We start from the raw sequence: 20621 nt of genomic DNA, 5'->3' as shown, positions 1-20621 counted from the left end.
CCTCAGGTGTTCCGGTCGGGGAGGTTGGCCAGGTAGTGCAGGGCGAGACGGTAGCCGTCCACGCCGAGACCGCAGATCACGCCGGTCGCCACCGCGGAGACGACCGAGTGGTGACGGAACTCCTCGCGGGCGTGGATGTTGGAGATGTGCACCTCCACCAGCGGGCCGCGCAGCATGGCACACGCGTCGCGTACCGCGATCGAGTAGTGCGACCAGGCCGCCGGGTTGAGCACCACGGCGGCGCCCTCGTCGGCGGCGGCGTGCAGCCAGCCGAGCAGCTCGTGCTCGGCGTCGGTCTGCCGCACGACGACGTCCAGGCCCAGTTCCCGGCCGGTCGTCTCACACAGCCGCACCAGGTCGGCGTAGCTGGTCACGCCGTAGACGTCGACCTGGCGACTGCCCAACCGGCCCAGATTCGGCCCGTTGAGCACCTGGACCTTCCTGGTCACCGGGCCACCGCCGCGTAGGCCGCGTGCAACAGGTCGTCGTCGGGGCCTTCCAGCATCGCCGGCCGGGCGATCCCGTCGAGCACCACGAAGCGCAGTCGGCTGCCCCGCGTCTTCTTGTCGACCCGCATCGTGGCCAGCAGGCGCGGCCACGCCTCGGCGTCGTACTCCGTCGGCAGGTCGAGTGCCGTCAACACGGCGCGATGCCGGGACGCGGTGGCCGGGTCCAGCCGGCCGGCGAGGCGGGCCAGCTCGGCGGCGTACACCAGGCCGACGGACACCGCGTGGCCGTGCCGCCAGCGGTAACCCTCGACCTTCTCGATCCCGTGGGCGAGGGTGTGCCCGTAGTTGAGCACCTCCCGTACGCCCGACTCACGCAGATCCCCCGCGACCACGTCGGCCTTGACCCGGATGGCCCGCTCGATCAGCTCCCGGGTGACCGACCCGGCTGGATCGGTCGCGGCGGCCGCGTCCCCCTCGATCAGGTCGAGGATGACCGGATCGGCGATGAACCCGCACTTGACCACCTCGGCCAGCCCGGCTGCCAGGTCCGCGGGCGGGAGGCTGTCCAGGGAGGCGAGGTCGGCCAGCACACCGGCCGGCGGGTGGAAGGCACCGACCAGGTTCTTGCCGGCGGCGGTGTTGATCCCGGTCTTCCCGCCCACCGCGGCGTCGACCATGCCGAGCAACGAGGTGGCCACCGGCACCCACCGCACCCCGCGCAGCCAGCAGGCCGCCACGAAACCGGCCAGGTCGGTGACCGCGCCGCCGCCGAGGCCGACCACCGCGTCGGTACGGGTGAACCCCGCCTCGCCGAGCCGGTCCCAGCACTGCGCCGCCACATCGACGTGCTTTCCGGCCTCGGCGTCGGGTACCTCGATCGGCAGGGGCGTCATGCCGGCCGCCGCCAGCACGGCACCGACCTCCTCGGCCTGCCCCTTCAGCGGCGGCGCGTGCAGCACCGCCACGCGAGTGGCATCGGGCAGCAGGCCGGGCAGCGCGTCGAGCAGATCGCGCCCGACCAACACGTCGTACGGCCGTTCGCCGCCGACCGGGATCCGGGTCACCTCGTCCATCGCCGGGAGCCTAGCCCACCGGCCGCCGCGGTGACCCGCTCCGCCGCCGGGTGCCCGAGGGTTGGAACGGAGGTTTAACGCATCGGGCATCGGGCACCGGCAACGCAAAGCCCCGCGACGGGAGACTCGCCCATGAACAGGCGGACGATCGACGGCGCCGACATCCGGCTGCCCGCCACCATCCTCGGTGTCGGGCTCGGCGGCTTCGTCGACGGCATCCTGCTGCACCAGGTACTCCAGTGGCACCATCTGCTCAGCAGCACCGGGGACGACAACATCGGCGTCCGCGAATACCCGGTCGACACCGTCGCCGGTCTGCAGATGAACACGCTGTGGGACGGCATTTTCCACGTGGTCACCTGGGTGGCGGTGCTGACCGGTCTGGCGATGCTCTACGCCCGGGTCACCCGCTCCCGGGGGCGGCTGTGGCGCTCGCCGATGCTGTGGGGCTGGGCCCTGATCGGCTGGGGCCTGTTCAACCTCGTCGAAGGCATCGTCGACCACCACATCCTGGCCATCCATCACGTCCGCAGTGGTCCACACCAGCTCTGGTGGGATCTCGGTTTCCTCGCCCTGGGTGTCGTGCTGGTCGCCGCCGGCTGGCTGGTGCAGCGGCGCGCAGCCACGGTGGACGTCTGCGCCGACCACCCGGAGCCGGACCGAAGCCGCCGGTGAGTCCGGTCCTGGTCTCGGCGCACGGCACCGAGCACGCCACCACCGTCGGCCCGGCACTGCTGTTACCGCTGTTGGCCGGGTGGCTCTATCTGGCCGCCGCACTGCGGCAACGCGCCCCCGACAGGGCGGGCTGGAGCCACTGGCGTACGACGGCCTTCGCCGCCGGATGCGCCCTGCTCGCCACCGCCCTGCTGATGCGGGCGGACGACTTCGCCGGGCACATGTGGCAGCATCTCCTGCTCGGCATGCTGGCTCCGCTCGGGCTGGTGCTGGGCGCCCCCGGCGTCCTGGCCCTGCGCTGCGTCGACCGGCGGGCCGGACGGGCGGCGCTGCGGGTGGCGAACCGTCGGGCGCTGCGACCCCTGCTCCACCCGATCACCGGGTTGGCACTCACCGCCGGTGGGCTGTGGCTGCTCTACCTCACCCCGCTGTACCGGGCCACCCTCGACAGTGCGGTACTGCACGACCTGGTCAACCTGCACTTCCTGCTCAGCGGGCTGCTGTTCACCTGGTCGATCGCCGGTCCGGAACCCTATCCGCACCGGGCCTGGGTGCCGGTCCGGCTGGCGGTGCTCGGTGCGGCGGTGATCGCACACGCCAGCCTCGCCCAGCTGCTGTACGCGGGCCTGCTGGTCGACGTGCCCGCACCGCCGGAGCAGCTACGGGCGGGCGCGACGGTGATGTATTACGGCGGGGATCTCGCCGAGATCCTGCTCGCTCTCGCCCTGCTGGCGACCTGGCAACCCCGACCGCGCCACCGCCGCACGCCCACACTCGGGCCGGATGTTAGGAAGGGCCCCCTCCTCTACCGCAGGCGTTAATAAGGTGCCCTTCCTTACGACTTCAGCAGGGTGACGAGTTCGGCGACGATCTCCTCGGGGGTGCGCCCGTCGGTGGCCACCGTGATGGTGGCGACCTCGGTGTACAGCGGCCGGCGCTGCTCCATCAGATGTTTGAGGGTGGCCCGGGGGTTGATCGCCAACAGTGGTCGACCGATGCCGAGGTCGACCCGCTTCACCGCGTCGGCCAACCCGACGTCGAGGTGCACCACCCGGTGACCGACCAGCGCCGCCCGGTTCTCCTCGGCCAGCACCGCGCCGCCGCCGAGGGCGAGCACCCCGGTGCAGGAGACCAGCGCCGCCGCCACCGCCGCCCGTTCGAGGGTACGGAAATGCGCCTCCCCCTCGTCGACGAAGATCTCCGGGATCGGCTTGCCCGCGACCCGTTCGATGTCGGCGTCGGTGTCCCGGAACTCGACGCCGAGCGCTTCCGCCAACTGCTGCCCGACGGTGGTCTTGCCCGAACCCGGCGCGCCGACCAGCACACAGACCGGCCGGACGGTACCGGTCATCGGATCACCAGCGCGTTCAGGTAGCCGGTCAGGTTGCGGCGCATCTCGGCGACCGAGTCGCCGCCGAACTTCTCCACCGCTGCCTCGGCCAGCACCAGCGCCACCATCGCCTCGGCGACCACGGCGGCGGCCGGCACCGCGCAGACGTCGGATCGCTGGTTGATGGCGGTGGCGGGCTCGCCGGTGGTGATGTCCACCGTGGCCAGCGCGCGGTTCAACGAGGAGATCGGCTTCATCGCCGCCTTCACCCGCAGCGGCTCACCGGTGGTGATGCCGCCCTCCAGGCCACCGGCCCGGTCGGTGACCCGGCGGACCCCGGTGGCGGTGGGAATGATCTCGTCGTGCGCCTCGGAGCCCCGGGACCGCGCCTGCTGCCAGCCGTCGCCGATCTCCACTCCCTTGATCGCCTGGATCGACATCAGCGCGGTGGCCAGCCGGGCGTCGAGCTTGCGGTCCCACTGGACGTGGCTGCCCAGGCCCGGGGGTACGCCGTACGCCAGCACCTCGACCACGCCTCCGAGGGTGTCGGCGGCCTTCTTCGCGGCGTCGACCTCGGCGACCATCCGGGCGCTGGCCTCCGGGTCGAGGCAGCGCAGCGGGTCGGCGTCGATGCGCTCGGCGTCCTCCGGCCGGGGCCGCAGACCCGGCTTGACGGCGACCGGGCCGAGCTCCACCACATGCGAGACGATCTCGATGTCGAGGGCCTGCCGCAGCAGTGCCTTGGCCACCGTGCCGACCGCGACCCGGGCGGCGGTCTCCCGCGCGCTGGCCCGTTCCAGGATCGGCCGGGCGTCGGTGTGGCCGTACTTCTGCATGCCGGCCAGGTCGGCGTGGCCGGGCCGGGGGCGCGTCAGCGGCGCGTTGCGGGCCTGCTGGGCCAACTCGTCGGGATCGACCGGGTCGGCGGCCATCACGGTGCGCCACTTGGGCCACTCGGAGTTGCCGACCCGGACGGCGACCGGGCTGCCCAGGGTCACCCCGTGCCGCAGGCCACCGATGATCTCGATTTCGTCCTGCTCGAACGCCATCCGGGCACCCCGCCCGTAGCCGAGCCGACGGCGGGCCAGCTCCCCGGCGATCTCGGTGGAGGTCAGCTCGACACCGGCGGGCACCCCCTCCAGCAACGCGACGAGAGCGGGCCCGTGTGATTCCCCTGCGGTCAACCAGCGCAACACGGCCATGAGTCTGTCACGCCCGGTGTCCGCCGCGCCGCGCCGCCCGCCGTGTCCCGCCCTACGGACGCGTCAGGGCGGGACCGCCCACGGGCGCACGGGCGTCCGTGAGCGCGGGCGGGCAGGCGGCGGACGGTCAGATGCCCTTGCCGCGCCGGTGCAGGGTACGCAGCACCGTGTCGGCGCGGACGACCCGCCCGGCGACCGCCAGGGCCAGGTAGGCCCGGGGCTCGCGTGGGTTGTGCCGGATGGTCTGTCGGGCCCAGCGCATCGCGCCCCGGGAGTCTCCCGACGCCGCGCGGGCGAAGGCGATCTGGCCGGTGACCCGGGCCTGTCCGGCGGGCTGGCTGGCGAACTCGGGATAGCGTTCCAGAAGCCACTGCAACGCCTCGGAGATGGTGTCCCACCGCTGGGCGAAGTACGACCGCTTGTGCCACCGCACCACCACGTACGGGCTGCGCAGGTTGACCAACGGCGCGCTGCGGGCCGCCCGGAGCAGGAACTCGTAGTCCTCGGCGTAACTGCCCGGGATCTCCTCGTCGACCAGACCGAACCCGTCGCGCAGCGCCGCCGCCCGGATGAGGAAGGTCGACGGGTGCAGCTCGGTCATCCGGTCGCGCAGCAGCTCGGGCAGGCTGATCGAGTCGCGGTCCAGCACCCGCTCGACGGTGTTCCCGTCGTAGCTGACCCGGATGCCGCAGCTGACGAACTCGGCACCGGGTACCCGGGACAGCGCCTCGGCCTGGGCACGCAGCTTGCCGGGCAGCCACTCGTCGTCGTCGTCGCAGAAGGCGATCAGCTCGCCGGTGGCCGCCAGGGTGCCGGTGTTGCGGGCACCGGCCAGGCCGGGGGTGCGGGCGTTGGTGACCACCCGCACCGGCCGGTCCGGGGCGGACAGCTCGGTCAGCGACAGGTCCGGTTCGGACTGGTCGTAGACCACCACCACCTCGACCGGCGCCGGGTAGTCCTGCGCGACGATGGCCCGCACCGCGGCCCGCAGCAGCTCCGGCCGGTTGCGGGTGGGCACCACGGCGCTCACGCTCGGGTACGAGGTCACGACTTCCGCCTTCCGTCCGGGCCGGGTCCGCGCCACGGCCGCCACCAGGGTCGGTGGCGCCGCTGCGCGGCGGCGGCCACCAGGTCCTCGACGATCACTCCGACCCGCCGCACCGCGGCCCGACGTCCGTCGGCCGCATCCGCGTCCACCTCGATGGTGAAGCGGGACGGGTCCGCCAGCCCGGTGGCCAGCGAGTCCAGCAGCTCCTGCCGGGATTCGCAGAGCGCCACCAGACCGGCGACACCGAGCCGGCGGGCGAACAGCAGTTGGTGGTCGTCGACGTGCTCACCATGAGTCGGGTCGCGGGGCACCACGATCGGCAGGTGCCCGTGCCGACGGGCCTCCAGGATGGTGGCCGGCCCACCGTGGCAGACCACCAGGTCGGCCTGGGCCATCGCGGTCTGCAACTCGGCGTGGCCGAGGAACGGCACCGCGCCGGACAGGTCGTCGGCCCGGGTGTGCCCGTGCTGCACGGTCAGCACGACGGTGCCGGCGACCTCACCGTGCCACTGGCGTAACCAGTCGACCAACCGGTCGAACGGATGCTTGTCGGTGCCGACGGCCACCAGCACGCGGGGCCGACCGTCGGGGCGCGGCTCGCGGGGCTCCGGCACGCGTACCATCGGCTCGTCGGGGGCCGGGCGGGGTCGCACCGGCATCGTCCCGTGCCCGTCGCCGCTCACAGCAGCGTCCCCACGACCGTCGCCTCCGGATACTGCCGACGCTGTTCCTCCCACTGCACGAGCATCGCCGACAGGAACGGACGGCACAGCCGGGCGGTCAGCGTCGGGGTGTCGATCCGGTCGTAGACCTCGATGTAGACGGTCGGGATGCGGCGCAGCCAGGCGAGCACGACGAACGGCACCGCCACGCCCGCGCCGGTGGTGACCACCGCGGCGACCCGTCGCCGCCGCAGCACCCGGGCGGCCAACCACGCGTTGCGCAGCAGATTGCCCAGGTGCCGGGTGGTGGGATGGTACGCCGGGACGACGTCCTCCCCGGCCAGCAGCGACAGCGCCTCCGGAGTGTCGAAGGTGACCCAGCATCGTCGCCAGGTCTCGTACCAGGGCCGCAGGGCGAGCAACTGCGCCAGGTGCCCGCCGCTCGATCCGACCAGCAGCAGCACCGGCTGCTCGTCGGCTCCCTTGATGGTGTTGTCCACGTGACTCCCCACAAGTCCGTTTGACGTCTCGGTCAGGTGTGTCGTGCCTGGATGGTGTCCAGCAGGGCGGGATGCAGCGCCGGGTTCCAGCCGGCACCGGCGTTCGCCAGCCGCCAGGTCCGCAGCCACATCTCCAGCAGGTACGCGTCGGCCACCAGTCGCTGCCGGGCCCGGTCCAGCCCCAGCGCGTCGCCGTGCCGCAGCAGCCAGGTGTCGACCTGTCGCGCCGCCTCGGCGGCCGGTTCGCCGCGCAGCACCAACGCGCGCTGGAACGCGTCGTGGGCCAGGTCGAAGCCGACCGGTACGTCCGGTCCGCTGTGTTCCCAGTCCCAGGCGATGAGGTCGCCGCCGTGCCGGCCGAGGTTCCACGGCACCCAGTCGCCGTGCCAGTGGCCGAACTCGACGGTGACGTTCGCGTGCCGACGGGCCAGGTCGGCGACGGCGGCCGACGCCCGGTCACCGACGTCGGTGGCGGCCCGCCGCGCCTCGTCGGTCAGCCGGGCCAGGAACGGCGAGCCGGCCAGCGGCCGGGCCGCTGCCGCCGGGCGGCCCCGGCGGGCCACCGCGAGCAGCGCGGCGAGATCGGGCTCGGTGTCGACCGGTACGCCACGGATGCGCGCGGGCAGCGGCTCGACCACCGCCACCGCCTGCCCGCCCCAGCTGAACTCGGTGAGCAGTCGGGTGGTGCCGGGGTGTCCGGCCGTCCCGGCCAGCCCGGCCACCTCCCGCAGCGCCGCCGCCTCGGCGGTGACCAGCGCCCGCGTCGCGGCGTTCCAGCCGATCTTCGCGTACCCGCGCGGCTCTCCCCGGCTGTCGAACAGTTGCAGCGTCGGCTTGTGGTTCGGGTCCGGTGGCCGCACCCCACAGGCCGCGTGCACCGGCACACCGAGTTCGGCACCGACCCGCTCGGCGAGCAGCACCTCCGCCGGGTCGACCCCGGCGGGCACCGCCACGGTCAGCACGGGAAACGGGGCCCGGTCGACCGCGCCGACCCGAGCCGCCATGCCGAGCACCGCCCGGGCCGCGCGCAGCTTCGCCGGCCGCAGGGCGTTGTACGACAGCAGGGCCGCCGCGGCGACCCGGGGTGAGCCCATCGGCAGCAGGAAACGTGCCCGGGACACCGACGGCACGATCGCGTACCGGGCGGTGACGGTGTGCCCGGGCGGCGGGTCGCCGTCCACGACCACCGCGACCCGGGAGTCGGCGAAGACCGCCCGGGTGACCCAGCCCAGCCCGTCGTCGCGGCACCGGGGGTCGTGCGCGGTCGTGGCCGAGGCGGTCACGCGACCTGGTCCGGCCAGTCGAGCCGCAGCCCCAGCCGCTGCCGCAGCGCCTCGTTGTGCGGGCGGTAGTACTCGGTCAGCTCGGCGCGCAGCGTCGGCTCCAGCGGCGCGGACCGACGGTCGTTGTAGACCTTGAAGTCGGGCAGGTCGAACGGCGGCAGGCCGAGGAAGTCCAGGGTGCGCCGGTAGGTCGCCCGCGCGTCGCGGTAGAGTTCCTCGCTCGGCAGGAAGAGGATCTGGTCGCGGTCGAAACGCTCCAACCACGGCTCCAGGTGCTCCAGGTACCGGCCCCGGGCCCGGTAGGTGTACCAGTCGTAGGGCTCGCTGAAGTACTCCGGTTCGGCGATCAGCCGCTCCCGCTCCCCCGCCGTACGCTCCTCCTCGGCGGCCAGCGCGGCGGCGAAGTCGAGCGGCTCCACGCCGTTGGTCCGCCGCTCCTTCCAGTGCGAGTAGGCCCGCTCCACCGGGTCGCGCAGCAGCACGATCAGCCGCACCGAGGGCATCAACGCGGACACCCGTTCGGCGGCCAGCGGGTGGAACATGTACAGCGGGGCGGCCTCACCGACGCGGACCGGGCCGCCGTGGCGGTTCTCCAGCGCCTCCCGCTGGCGCACGGTCGGGAAGTGCGAGCGGTACCACGCCTCGCCGCGCTTCCAGTGCTCCTCGAAGTAGTGCGAGGCCTTCGTGTTCCAGGCCGGAAAGAGCCGGGGCACCAGCGGATGCTGGATCAGGTAGTTCCACAGCGAGGTGGTGCCGCCGCGTTTGGTGCCGATGATGAGGAAGTCCGGCAACGGTCGGCGATCACTGGTGCGTACCCCGTAGTCGACGAGGCTTTCCCGTACCCGGTTCGTCACCTGGGTCGGCACCAACTGCTTCACCCGGTCCCGAATGGACGACACGACGAACTCACCTGCCCTTCGACGTCCGTGGCGGGTCGCCGGCCGGCGACCCGCCACGGATCTGCACCATGGTCACCCGGATGCCGCGCCGCACCCGGGGCAACGTCAACAAGCCGACGCAGAAGGCGGCGAGCACGGCCAGCGCGAGGACCAGCCCCGCGATTCCGCGTCCGGCCACCGTCAGGCCGGCCACCGCCGCCAACCCGACTCCCGCCACGGTGGCCGCCGCCGCGGCCAGCATCCGGGCGTCCACCAGGGGTTGGCGCACCACCAGCCAGGCGAAGGTGACCGCACCGAGGTTCTCGGTCACGATGCCGGCGGCCCAGGCCACCGCCGCCCCGGTCGCCCCGTGGGCGGGAATCAGCACCAGTCCACCGCCGACGGTCACCACCAGCCCGGTCAGCACCGCCACCAGGTGCAGGCCGCTGCGCCCGCCCATCAGCAGCATGCTCTGCACGTTGCCGACCCCGGTGTTGACCAGCATCGCCACGGCGAGCACCGTCATCGCGGCGGTGCCGGCGGTGAACTCCGAGCCGAACAACGCCAGGAAGGCCGGTGCGAAGACGGCGAGCAACAGGTAGACCGGCCAGGAGAGCACCAGACCCCAGGTGGTCAGCTGCCGGTGCACCGCTGCGGCGGCGGCCCGCTCGCCTCGGCCGAGCAGCCGCGACAGTTGCGGCGACACGGCCACCCGCAGCCCCTGCATCGCGAGTTGACCGGCGAGGACGTAACGGCCGACGGCACCGAAGACACCGGCGTCGGCGGGCCCGGCCAGGGCCGAGGTGAGCAGCACGCCGATCCACATGTTGCCGGCGTCGATCGCCGCCGAGGCGGCGCGGGGCAACGCGAACCGCCAGAACGTGGACCAGTCCCGAGGCTCCGGGCGCAGCCGGGCACCCGCGCCGACGCCGAGTGGCCCGGTGACCAGGATCAGGCAGACCAGCAGGGCCACGGCGGCGGGCACCAGCCAGCCGGTCATACCCGCCAGCAGTCCACCACCGGTCAGCACCGCCGCACCGACCAGCAGGGGCCGGGCGACCGGCAACAGCAGGAACTGCACCGCGACGTAGGCCCGCATCGGGCGTACGCAGCGCACGACGGCCAGCAGCAGGTTCATCGCGACCACCACGGGCACCGCCGCGAAAGTCACCACCAGCAGCGACGCACCCGCCGGGCCCTGCAACCGCCCGGCGAGCGGCCCGGCGACCAGCGCTCCGCCGACCGCGACCAGCACGGCCACCACCAGCGGCGGTATCAGCGCGACCGGCAGCACCCGGGCGCCGTCACCGGTCGCGCCGAGACGTCGCCGGGGCAGCGCCCAGATCAGACCGGTCTCCGCACCGAGGGTGCAAATCGCGGCGGCGACGGTCACCACGCCGATCGCGGCGAAGAACGCGCCCGCTCCGGTGGTGCCGTAACCACGGGTGATGACCACCGCGAGCACGAAACCGAACAGGCCGCTGGTCGCCGCGCCGAGCAGCCCGGCGACTCCACTGCGGGTGCTGCGCCGGGTCTCGGCCGTGCCGTCCACCGCCGTCGTCGTGCCCGTCGACGAGGCGGCGGGCAGGCTCGGCGTACGTCCGGGCCCCTCCCCGGTCGGTGGGCTGGTCGTCGCCGTCATGCCGGTGTCACCGCCGCTCGTCGCGACCACCCGTCCGGTGGGCTGCCGCGTTCCCGTTCGTCGAGGGCGATCGCGAACGCCACCGCGAAGAAGGCGACCGCGAGATTCTGGTTGGCCATCCCGTAGAAGGGCACCTGCACCAGGCAGATCACCGGGACGATGGAGAGCCACTGCCCGGCCGCCGACCGGGCCCGGGCGCAGATCAGCGCGGCGGCGACGAACCAGGCCAGGAAGCACAGCAGCGCCGGGACGCCGTGACTGAACAGCACCATCCACAGTTGCCCCTGGGTGCCGATCGGCGCGTCGGCGCTGACCGTGTCCACGTCCATCGGCGCGCCGTAGCCCAGCCAGGGGGAATCACCCACCCGACGCAGCACCTCGGAGTAGAGCGAGAGCCGGTCGGTGTTGGTGTCGCTGGACTCGACCCGATTGCCGATCATCTCGGCGACCGGGATGAACAGGCTGGCGACGCCGCCGAGCACCACCACTCCGGCGATGGAGGCGGCCACCCGGACGTTGCCGCGTAGCGCCGCCCGCACCCCCAGCACGGCCAGGCCGACGCCGAGGCTGAGGAACATCGCCCGGTTGAGCGTGAAGAACGCCGGGACCAGCGACAGCGGCAACGACGCGAGCAGCAGCCACCGCAGCAGGCCGCGCCGACGCAACATGGTGAACGCGACCACGCAGGGCAGCGTCATCGCGTACGCGCTGCCGTAGTTGTTGGTGTAGGCGTACGGAGCCGCCGGCCGGTAGATCGGGTTGAGCGACCGGGCACTGTACTCGGCGGTGCTCAGGTGGACCATGTCGTTGATGAACGGCACGCCGGACACGCCCGGCGGCAGCAGGATCTCGAGCGGGGTGGTCAGCTCGAAGCGCGGGATCAGCACGCCCAACCAGCCCAGGGCGACCAGGCTGAACCAGAACGCGCACAGCGGCACCAGCACGACGGCCTGGTCGGGGCGTTCCCGGGTGACGGCGTAGACGTAGATCGCGACGACCAGCGCGGTGAGGTAGAACGCCAGTCGCAGCACGAAGGTCGGCACCGAGGTGAGCGAGGTCAGCCGGCTCGCGCTGGCCACCGCGATGGCCAGGAAGAGCAGCCAGATCCCGATCGCGGGTGGCAGCGGCACGCGACCCCGGGTGGCCAGCAGCGTGAACAGCAGGGCACCCAGCAGTGGCCAGCCGAGGTAGAAGCTGCCGGCCACCCACCACAGGGGAACGAGCCCGAACATCGCCGCCAACGGCCACAGCGGCAGTCGGGGCGGTGCGGGCGCGGGCGCGACATCGGCCGGCCGGGCCGGCTCGGTGGTCGGCGGGGCGTGGGTGACCGGCACGCCTCAACTCCGCCCGCTGCGGCACAGCACGAATCCCAGCGGGTTGACCCCGGCCGCCCGCAGCCGCTCCGCGAGGCGGCGCAGGTCGGCCTGCCGGGTGCGGTCGCGTTCGACCACGACCACGGCGGTGCCCTGTCGGGCTATCGCCACACCCCGCTCGTCGGTCTCCGCCGGCGGCGCGTTGTACAGCACCAGGCTCTGGTCGGCGCCCTGCCGCCAGGTGCCGAACCGCACGGAGCCGGCGCCCACCACCACCTGCGCGTCGCCGGTCGGCCGGCCGTTGTCGGTACGGCCGACGGTCTTGGCGACACGGGGCAGGGTGAGCGTCGCCTCCGGATCGGTGGACGGGCGTGCCCCCACCGGATGTGGGGAGGGACGGCGGGTGACGACCTCGGTGGGGCCGTCGTCGATGTCGGTGGGGGCGGTACGGGGCTTGGGTACGGCGGGTTTGGTCGGGTCGAGGCTCGGCGGCAACCGGTCCCGGTCGGCGAGCACCGCGGCCCGCAGTCGGTCGACTCGGCCGCCGTCGTCGGCGACGAACACCTCCCGACCGACCACGGCGAGGGCGACCGCGAGACCGGCGGTGATCTCGGTGGCGTCCTCCCGCGCGGTGAGCACGGCGACCCGGGCGGGTTGGCGTACCCGCTCGGCGACGGCCATGGCGACGTAGCGGACGTCGGCGTCGACCGCCCGGCCGCGTAGCCCGACCCGGCGGACGGTGCCCAGCAGCGGCAGGCCGGTGCTGTCCCGGGCGTCGGCCGCGCTGCGGATGCGCCGGTCCACCGACTCCCACAGGAAGGCGAGCACCAGCCCGATCACGGTCCCCCCGAGCAGCCCACCGGCCAGCAGCAGCGGCGCGTTGCCGGCCGTGGTGGCCAGCGCCCGCTCGGCGCTGCGGGTGACCCAGCCCGGGTTCACGTCGACCGCGGCGATCTCCGTGCGGGCCGAGCTGAGCTGGGTGAGCTGGTTGTTGATCCCGCCGAGTTCGGCGACCGCGGCGTTGGCGGCGGAGGTGTCCCGGGCGTTGTTGATCCGGCGCTGCACGGCGTTGCGCTGTGCGACGACCTTCTCGATGCTCTCGTCGTAGGACCGCAGCATCTCCTCGCGCTGCTTCTCGTACATGGCACGGCGGACGTCCAGGTAGCTCTGCGCGGCCAGGTTGGCGCCCGTCACGGCCTGTTCGGCGTCCGGGGCCTGGTAGGTGAACCGCAGGATCTGGCCACCGGCGGGCACCTCGACCTCGAGGGCGTCGCGCACGGTGCGATGGTCGGAGTCGAAGCGCTCGGCCAGTTTGGCGACGACCTCGGTGCCGGTGGCGATGCCGCTCTCCACGTTCATGTTCACCGCCCGGTCGGCGGCGGCACCGCTGGGCGTGAAGGCGTCGGTGACCACCGGCCGCACCGCGACCACCGCGTTCGCCGTGACCGTGGCCGGTGCCAGCAGCAGGTAGCCGCCGGCGGCGAGCAGTCCGCCGAGGGCCACCGCCGCGACCAACCGGAGCCGGTGCAGCGGCACCCGCGCCATGTCGCCGATCGTGACGGTGCGGGGCGAGGAGGCGGCCACGGGACCGGTCCAGTGGCTGGGCGCGGGATCAGTCATGGAACTTCTTCGCTATCTGTTGTGGGTTGCCGATCACCACGACCCCGGGCGGCACGTCGGCGCGGACCACGGTCGCGGCACCCACGACGCTATCCCGACCGATCCGCACCCCCTTCATGACCAGCGCGTGCGCGCCGATCCAGACGTTGTCCTCGATGGTTATCGGAGCGCGGGTGGCCGGGGTGGGCGGATCGTGCCGGCGGTCGGGGGCAAGGTTGTGGAAGTCGTTGTCGAGCAGTTCGCAGTCCGACAACAGGCAGCGGTCGCCGATGGTCACCGACGTCCAGGTGCCGATCCAGGTCGCGTTGAGCAGGCAGTTCGCGCCGACGCGCACCTCACCCGGCCCGGCGAACCGGACCAGTTTGTTCAGTCGGGTGTGCTCACCGATGGTGACCCGTACGCCGCGACGCAGCCGGATCCGGCCCCGGATCTCCACTCCCGCGCCGAGTCGCAGACGCGGATAGCGCAGCCGGTACCAACCACGCTTGACCGCGAAGACGGTACGCACGACGAGTCCACGCCGGATGCCAGTCAACGAGCCTCCCCACCTTGCCTCGGGTCGGCGGCGGATGATGCCGCACGCCGACCCGAGGTGAACAAACTACCGAGGATTCGTTACGAACGGTGAACGCTAGGACACCGAAAAGAACATCGAGGCGGTCGACCAGGTCAGCTCCGGGGTCGCCTCCGCGATGAGCGTCGACTCGGTGCCGTTGACCGCCGCAGCGGGAGCCAGGGTCGGGTCGAACGGCACACTACGCAGCGAACCGTTGGTCGCCCCGTAGACGATCTTACCGTCAACCCAGGCCATGCCTCGCACCGCCGACCAGGTCACGCCGGTGGTCGGCAGGACGAACTCGGTGGCGCCCAGATAGTTGCCGTCGATCTCGAAGTAGCGGTAGTAGAGGTTGTTCGCGCCGCTGCGGGTGTAGTACAGCCGACCGTCCAGGAAGAACGCGCCGGTCAGCAGGGCCGGGTTGTACCAGTCGTTGTAGCCGGACGCCTCCCAGGGCCCACCGATGGTGGAGCCGTTGAACAGCGAGACGTCGATCCGACTGCCGGTCGGCGTGCCGGAGACCGCGTGGGACCAGTAGATCCGGTCATCCACCAGCCAGGTCGCGCCCGCGCCCGTGTAGTTCGGCTGGCTGACCACCGTGGCGTTCTCGGCGTCCAACTCGGTGCCGTCGAACGGCACCTTCGCCACCTCGCCGGGCCCGACGTTCAGGTGGAGGTATCCGCTGCTCCCGGTGGGCGGGTTCTTCGGGGTGATGGTGCGCCCACCACTGAGCGGGAACATGCCGAGCCGGCCGTGGTACTCGTTACCCATGCCGTCGGAGTTATGACCGAAGTAGAGACCGGCGCTGCCCCGCCAGAGCACCGGCACCGACGAGCCCCAGGAACTGGCGCCCGAGGGCAGGGCGTTGCCACCGCTGCGGCGCGGGTTCCAGTTCACCGGCATGCCGGTGGCCGGCGTGACCGCACCGATGCCCAGCCGGTCGATGGCGCCGTTGCCGGCCCGGTCACTGGCGTTCGGGTTGTTCAGCCAGCGGAAGTGCCCACCGAGGTAGATCACGTTGTCGGCCACCTCGACCGACGTGATCGTGTCGTTACCCGTGAAGTTGACCCAGGTGGCGACCTGGTTGGGCCCCCGGGCGTCGGTCTCGAAGCGGACCAGGGCGTCACAGTAGGCGCTCGGCCAGCCCGTACCGCCGTTGGTGCCGACCACGAACCAGGTCCCGTCGCCGCCGAAGCGTACGTCCTGCACGTAGTGCACGAAGGTCGTCGGGTTCGCGCACGGGGCCACGAACCGCTCCGAACTCCAGTCGATGACGCTCGGGGTGTCGGTGAGGTCGACCAGCGCGATCTGGTTGCGTGGCAGCTCGTTGACGTAGAGGAAGTTGCCGCCGACGACGAGGGTGTTGCCGTCCGGCGAGACGTCGATGGTCCAGACGTACATGCTGGTGCCGTGTCGGCCGACGCTGGTGTTGATGTTGAAGGTCGGGTCGATCTCGCCGGTGGTCGCGTCCATCCGGCCGAGCCCGGCGTGCGCGGTGCCGTTGAGCCAGTTGAAGGCTCCGGCAACGTAGAGCCAGTTGCCGTGCAGCACCAGGTCCCGCACGTTGCCACCGTCGGAGCGACCGACCCAACTGTCGACGATCATGCCGGTCGAGGGTTCGAGGGCCACCAGGTTGCGGCGGGACACACCGTTGACGTTCTTGAAGGCCCCGCCGACGATGAGTATTCCGCCGGGGCCGGCGATGAGCGCGTTGACCGCACCGTCGAGCACCGGCAGGAAGGTCGTGGAGATCGTCCCGGTGGTCCGGTCGTACGCGAAGAGGTAGCTACGGGAGGTCCAGGCCGAACTGGCCGTCTGCCGAATCTGCGTGAAAGTGCCGCCGACGAAGACCGTGTTCCCGATTTCGGCGAAGGCGCGAGCCTCGCCGTCGCGGGCGTGCGGGGTCTGGTCTACCGGGTTGGTCGAGACCAGGGTGGCCGGCTCGGGCGCCGGAACCACGGCTGCGGATGTCGCGGTGGGCACGGCCAGGACAGCCGCGACGGTCACCATCGCGACGGTCGCGGCCCGTGTTCGACGCCGACGAACCGTACGCCACGGCAAGGAGAATCTGGGCACGCTGCGCCTCCAGAGTGGACGAGAATGCACGTAGCGTGCCCGCTCCACGCTGGAGGGCGGCATCCGCCGATTGGGCGGTCGGTGGATCAGGAAACGGACAACCCGGCAGACAGTCAGATTATTGACAATCCAAGCGGTACGTCTCCGTGATCAGTTCACTTCACTCAGCGACTCCCCCCGGTCGGCTGCCGCAGGTAGCTGTCTCGTCCCGCCGCGGCGAATCCGGCGATCGACGCCGCGTCCTGGTTCATCAGCATGTTGCAGGTGTTCGTCGTCTTCGTCATGCCCGGCGAGTTGAAGTAGATCGCTGCCTTGATCTTCGGGTGGGCCTTCAGCGCCGCCGGGAACTCCTCGAACCACCGTCGCTTGGCGTTCGGGTCGGCGGAGTTCATGTTGGTGCCGAACTCGGCCAGCATCCGGGGCTTGCCCGCACCGATGCCGTTGTCGTCCAGCCAGCGGTAGAAGGAACCGATGGTGTTGCTGGGGCTCTTCCACACGGTGCTGCCGTTGCAGACGTGGAAGTTGTACGGATCCCAGGCGACCCAGTCGACGTAACTGTCACCGGGGTAGAGGCCGGCGTACCTGTCGTAGTGGCCGGACCAGCCCATCATCGTCCACACCCAGACCGCGTTGTCGGCCTTGGCGTTGGCGAACCGGTCGTGCACGTACCGCCAGGCCCGGACGAAGTCCGCGTCGCTACCCTTCGCCGGCTCGTCCTCCGGCTCGTGGTCGAAGCCGATGAAGACCGGCTTGCCGATCGCCCGGATCCGTCCGGCGACCGCGTCGATGGTCGCGTCGTACCGTCCGCTGTAGACGTCCTTCCAGGTCAACACGGTGCCCGAGGAGAAGATCCGACTCTCCCAGGCGAAGAACATCAGCCTGCCCTCCCGCATCTGCTGCTGCTGGAAGGCGTCCGGGAAGGCACCGTTGCTGCCGGTGTTCGAGAAGTCGTGGTAGCGGTGGACGATGTCGAACGTCCGGCCCACCTGCTTCTCCACATCGGTGATCGACTTGCCGTGGTCCCACCCGGTGGCGGCGCTGGACGGCGAGTACATCCCCCACCAGGCGCCGCAGGCGGGGACCAGCTTCGCCGAGACCGTGCCGCACTTGTCCGAGGCCGGCGGTGGCGTCGAGGTGGGGCTGGGTCGGGCGGGCGTCGGGCTCGCGCTCGGCGAGGCGGACGGCGAGGCCGGCGGGCGGCTCGGCGAGGCCGACGGCGTCGGTGAGACGCTAGGTGGGGCGGACGGCGGCCGGGCACCCACGCCGTAGCTCAGCGCCAGCCGCGGACGCAGGTCGGCGTTGCGGTTCTCGGCGGAGGCCCAGTAGATCCGGGTGTCGAGCCCGGCCTGCGCCAGCGACAGCGTCCAGATTCCGTTGCCGGTGACCAGACCCGAGACGTCCCACTCGTTGAATCCCTTGGTGACGCCGGTGACCGTGTCCAGCGCCGCGCCCAGCGGCGAGGGCGCCGGACGGGCCGCCCGGGCGTCCAGCCGGGACTCGTGCGCGCTCACCGTCGCGTCGAACTTCTCCCAGGCGTGCACCCGCAACGTGGCCCGGACGTTCACCGCGTTCGCCGGCAGCGTGGTGACCAGGAAGGTGAGCACCGCCTCCCGCGCGCCACGTGGGTTGCCGTCGCAGGGCGCGGGGCAGGTCGCCAGGGTCGTCTTGACGCTGTTGTCGCCGTCCTGCGGCACCATCGTGGCGGTGGTGTCGGCCACCACCGGAATCGACAGGTCGTCATCGGCGAGCAGCGGCACCATGGTCGCACCGAGCCCCAGCACCACAGTGGTGCCGATGGCGCCGAGCACCACGGCCTTCCGCCGGGGGCCACGATGCGGGATCATGCGGTGCAGTCCGCGACTGGTCACGGATACTCCTCGTGTCTACGGCAACAACGCTGAGCAGCGTATCTGTGTACACAACGGAGTGTGCGTCCGACGGCCGGACCTAAGCGGGTCTTAAAAGTCACCTAAGCACCACCCAACTCACGCGCCCCACTCCGCTCGGCACCGAACGGGACCGATCATGGCGCGGATCCACCCGGTCGGCGGCGACATCGCCACCGGCGCGAAGCACGCCGACGGGGCAGCGCGCGATGCGGGCGGGAGCGGTCAGGAGCGGGCGGCGGCGAGCGCGGCGGCCATCGCGGAGCGGGGTGCGGGAACTCCGGTGAACTGCTCGAACTGGCCGATCGCCTGGGCGAGCAGCAGGTCCAGGCCGGAGACGATGCGACAACCGGCGGCCTCGGCGGAGGCGGCCAGCGGGGTCGGCCACGGGTCGTAGATGGCGTCGAAGACCACCGTGCCCGCCCGCCAGGGCACGCTGTCGGCCAGCTCGTCGACGGCACCCTTCGGCACCGTGGAGATCAGCACGTCGGTGTCGGCCAGCGGCGACGGCTCCGACCCGGGCACCGGCCACGGCGCGGCGACCATCGGCACCCCCAGCACCGCCGCGACCGGTGCCAGCTCGGCGATCGCCGCCGGGCGACGGGCGACGACCCGGACCTCGGCCGCGCGCAGCCGGGCCGCCGCCGCCAGCGCCGCCCGCGCGGTTCCGCCCGCGCCGAGCACGGTGACGGTGGCACCGGCGCGTACGCCCGCCTCGGTCAGCACCTCGACCATGCCGGTGACGTCGGTGTTGTCGGCGAACCAGGAGCCGTCGGCGCGGCGTACCAACGTGTTGGCCGCACCCACGGCGGCGGCGACCGGCGAGACCTCGGCGGCCACCGCGAGCGCCGCCTCCTTGCCCGGCATGGTCACCGACAGCCCGGCCCACTCCGGCCCCAGGCGGGCGACCAGGGCCGGTAGCTCCGCCGCCGCACACTCGATCCGGGTGTACGACCACCCGTCGAGCCCGGCGGCGGCGTACCCCGCGTTGTGGATCACCGGGGAGAGCGAGTGCGCGATCGGCTTACCCAGCACCGCCGCCCTGCGTACCGATGCCTCGGGTGCTGCCGCCTCGCGCACCGACTCCGCCACCTTCGCTCCTCACCGACGATCATCTGTCGCCTAACATCCAACAATGTCAGACAGCAGCCTGCGACACCGCAAGGGCGAGATCACCCTCACCGTCCGAGGACCGGACCGGCAGCCACTCGCCGACCAGGTCGTGACGGTCACCCAGACCCGACACGCCTTCGCCTTCGGCAACATCGGTTTCGACTTCGTAGACCTGGTCGGCGGCGCGGGTCCGGCCGACACCACCGACGTCGAGAGCTTCGGCGGCACCGACCGCCTGGACCTGGACCGGCTCGGCGAGCTGTGGCTGGACGTGTTCAACACCGCGACCCTGCCGTTCTACTGGGGCCGCTACGAGCCGCGCCGGGGCGCACCCGACACCGACCGACTCACCGCCACGGCACGGTGGCTGGCCGAGCGGGGCGTCACCGTCAAGGGCCACCCGCTGGTCTGGCACACCGTCCAGCCGTCCTGGCTGCTGGGCCTGGACCTCGACGAGGTCGAGCGGTTGCTGCGGGCCCGGGTCCGCGACCTGGCCGGCGGGTTCGCCGGGCTGATCGACACCTGGGACGCCATCAACGAGGCGGTCATCATGCCCGTCTTCGACAACGGCGACAACGCGATCACCCCGCTGGCGCGGGCCCGGGGCCGCATCCACATGGTGCGGCTGGCGTTCGAGGAGGCCCGCGCGGCCAACCCGGCGGCCACCCTGGTGCTCAACGACTTCGACCTCAGCTCGGCCTACGAATGTCTCATCGAGGGGGTCCTCGAAGCCGGGGTACGCATCGACGCGATCGGCTTGCAGACCCACATGCACCAGGGCTACCGGGGCGAGGAGTACATGCAACGGACGCTCGACCGGTTCGCCCGGTACGGGCTGCCGCTGCACCTGACCGAGACGACGCTGGTCTCCGGCCACCTCATGCCGTCCGAGATCGAGGACCTCAACGACTACCAGATCCCGCACTGGCCCAGCACCCCCGAGGGTGAGGCCCGCCAGGCCGAGGAGATCGAGCGGCACTACCGGTCGCTGGTGGCCCACCCGTCGGTCCAAGCGATCAACTACTGGGGGATCACCGACCACGGCGCCTGGCTCGGCGCACCCGCCGGACTGGTCCGCGCCGACGGCAGCCCGAAGCCCGCGTACGAGGCCCTGAAAGCCCTCGTCAAGGGCGAGTGGTGGCTGTCGCCGACGGAGCTGCCCACCGACGCGGACGGCACCGTCACCGTCGAAGGTTTCCTCGGCGACTACACCGTGAGCGTTGGTGACCGCACCGCGCGCTTCACCATCGACGCCCCCGCCACCACCGCGACGGTCGACCTGACCTGACCCGGCCCGGGCCCGGGGGTGCCGTAA

19 protein-coding genes are annotated in these 20621 nt (G+C 72.1%); 3 read left to right on the top strand and 16 right to left on the bottom strand.

What is annotated here, in order from left to right; translation table 11 throughout:
• Positions 1–2: 2 nt before the first annotated feature.
• Both aroQ and aroB read right to left on the bottom strand, forming a co-directional pair.
• Positions 3–449 (bottom strand): type II 3-dehydroquinate dehydratase, encoded by a 447-nt coding sequence (aroQ, locus tag FF096_RS13630; RefSeq protein ID WP_309223243.1) that lies wholly within the window; start codon positions 447–449, stop codon positions 3–5.
• Positions 446–1522: a 3-dehydroquinate synthase gene (aroB, locus tag FF096_RS13625; protein ID WP_155217985.1), complete on the bottom strand. Its 1077-nt coding sequence runs from the start codon at positions 1520–1522 to the stop codon at positions 446–448. Before aroB ends, aroQ begins: the two co-directional genes overlap by 4 nt.
• A gap of 132 nt (positions 1523–1654) precedes the next feature.
• Between aroB and FF096_RS13620 the strand changes: the two genes are divergently transcribed.
• Positions 1655–2197 carry a DUF2243 domain-containing protein gene (locus tag FF096_RS13620; RefSeq protein WP_155217983.1) on the top strand — a complete coding sequence of 181 codons (543 nt, stop codon included), beginning with the start codon at positions 1655–1657 and terminating at the stop codon, positions 2195–2197.
• Positions 2194–3018, top strand: coding sequence for a cytochrome c oxidase assembly protein (locus tag FF096_RS13615; RefSeq protein ID WP_309223242.1), 825 nt, complete (start codon positions 2194–2196; stop codon positions 3016–3018). Before FF096_RS13620 ends, FF096_RS13615 begins: the two co-directional genes overlap by 4 nt.
• Positions 3019–3032: 14 nt before the next feature.
• Here the strand turns inward: FF096_RS13615 and FF096_RS13610 are convergent, their stop codons facing one another.
• From FF096_RS13610 to FF096_RS13545, 14 genes are all read right to left on the bottom strand, one after another.
• Positions 3033–3548, bottom strand: a complete 516-nt coding sequence (locus FF096_RS13610) for a shikimate kinase (RefSeq protein ID WP_155217981.1) — start codon at positions 3546–3548, stop codon at positions 3033–3035.
• Positions 3545–4723 carry a chorismate synthase gene (gene aroC / locus FF096_RS13605; protein ID WP_309223241.1) on the bottom strand — a complete coding sequence of 393 codons (1179 nt, stop codon included), beginning with the start codon at positions 4721–4723 and terminating at the stop codon, positions 3545–3547. Before aroC ends, FF096_RS13610 begins: the two co-directional genes overlap by 4 nt.
• 133 nt (positions 4724–4856) lie before the next feature.
• Positions 4857–5825, bottom strand: a complete 969-nt coding sequence (locus FF096_RS13600) for a glycosyltransferase family 2 protein (RefSeq protein WP_155217977.1) — start codon at positions 5823–5825, stop codon at positions 4857–4859.
• Positions 5774–6400 (bottom strand): glycosyltransferase, encoded by a 627-nt coding sequence (locus FF096_RS13595; RefSeq protein WP_155218177.1) that lies wholly within the window; start codon positions 6398–6400, stop codon positions 5774–5776. The genes FF096_RS13600 and FF096_RS13595 overlap by 52 nt, the downstream gene beginning before the upstream one ends.
• A gap of 56 nt (positions 6401–6456) precedes the next feature.
• The gene (locus tag FF096_RS13590; protein ID WP_375335334.1) at positions 6457–6939 is read right to left on the bottom strand and encodes a UDP-N-acetylglucosamine--LPS N-acetylglucosamine transferase; all 483 of its coding nucleotides are present in this window, start codon (positions 6937–6939) and stop codon (positions 6457–6459) included.
• Positions 6940–6971: 32 nt separating this feature from the next.
• Positions 6972–8222 carry a hypothetical protein gene (locus tag FF096_RS13585; RefSeq protein WP_309223238.1) on the bottom strand — a complete coding sequence of 417 codons (1251 nt, stop codon included), beginning with the start codon at positions 8220–8222 and terminating at the stop codon, positions 6972–6974.
• Positions 8219–9121 carry a sulfotransferase domain-containing protein gene (locus FF096_RS13580; RefSeq protein WP_309223237.1) on the bottom strand — a complete coding sequence of 301 codons (903 nt, stop codon included), beginning with the start codon at positions 9119–9121 and terminating at the stop codon, positions 8219–8221. Before FF096_RS13580 ends, FF096_RS13585 begins: the two co-directional genes overlap by 4 nt.
• Positions 9122–9128: 7 nt before the next feature.
• Positions 9129–10742 (bottom strand): lipopolysaccharide biosynthesis protein, encoded by a 1614-nt coding sequence (locus FF096_RS13575; protein ID WP_155217975.1) that lies wholly within the window; start codon positions 10740–10742, stop codon positions 9129–9131.
• Positions 10739–11974, bottom strand: a complete 1236-nt coding sequence (locus FF096_RS13570) for an O-antigen ligase (protein WP_155218169.1) — start codon at positions 11972–11974, stop codon at positions 10739–10741. The genes FF096_RS13575 and FF096_RS13570 overlap by 4 nt, the downstream gene beginning before the upstream one ends.
• A gap of 105 nt (positions 11975–12079) precedes the next feature.
• Entirely contained in the window at positions 12080–13675 is a 1596-nt protein-coding gene (locus FF096_RS13565) for a lipopolysaccharide biosynthesis protein (protein WP_155217973.1), read from the bottom strand.
• The gene (locus FF096_RS13560; protein ID WP_155217971.1) at positions 13668–14210 is read right to left on the bottom strand and encodes a DapH/DapD/GlmU-related protein; all 543 of its coding nucleotides are present in this window, start codon (positions 14208–14210) and stop codon (positions 13668–13670) included. Before FF096_RS13560 ends, FF096_RS13565 begins: the two co-directional genes overlap by 8 nt.
• Before the next feature lie 96 nt (positions 14211–14306).
• Positions 14307–16241 (bottom strand): hypothetical protein, encoded by a 1935-nt coding sequence (locus FF096_RS13555; RefSeq protein WP_155218167.1) that lies wholly within the window; start codon positions 16239–16241, stop codon positions 14307–14309.
• A 230-nt stretch (positions 16242–16471) separates the two neighbouring features.
• Complete coding sequence (locus tag FF096_RS13550; protein ID WP_309223236.1) at positions 16472–18175, bottom strand: glycosyl hydrolase; 1704 nt, start codon at positions 18173–18175, stop codon at positions 16472–16474.
• 243 nt (positions 18176–18418) lie between these two features.
• Complete coding sequence (locus tag FF096_RS13545; protein WP_375335336.1) at positions 18419–19228, bottom strand: shikimate dehydrogenase; 810 nt, start codon at positions 19226–19228, stop codon at positions 18419–18421.
• 100 nt (positions 19229–19328) lie between these two features.
• Here FF096_RS13545 and FF096_RS13540 point away from each other — a divergent pair, with 100 nt between their 5' ends.
• Positions 19329–20594 (top strand): endo-1,4-beta-xylanase, encoded by a 1266-nt coding sequence (locus tag FF096_RS13540; protein ID WP_155217969.1) that lies wholly within the window; start codon positions 19329–19331, stop codon positions 20592–20594.
• Positions 20595–20621 lie beyond the last annotated feature (27 nt).

The organism is Micromonospora sp. CP22, assembly GCF_009712475.1.
GTDB lineage: Bacteria > Actinomycetota > Actinomycetes > Mycobacteriales > Micromonosporaceae > Micromonospora.
Note: the sequence above shows the minus strand (reverse complement) of the source record. Positions and strands in the feature narration are given on the sequence as shown.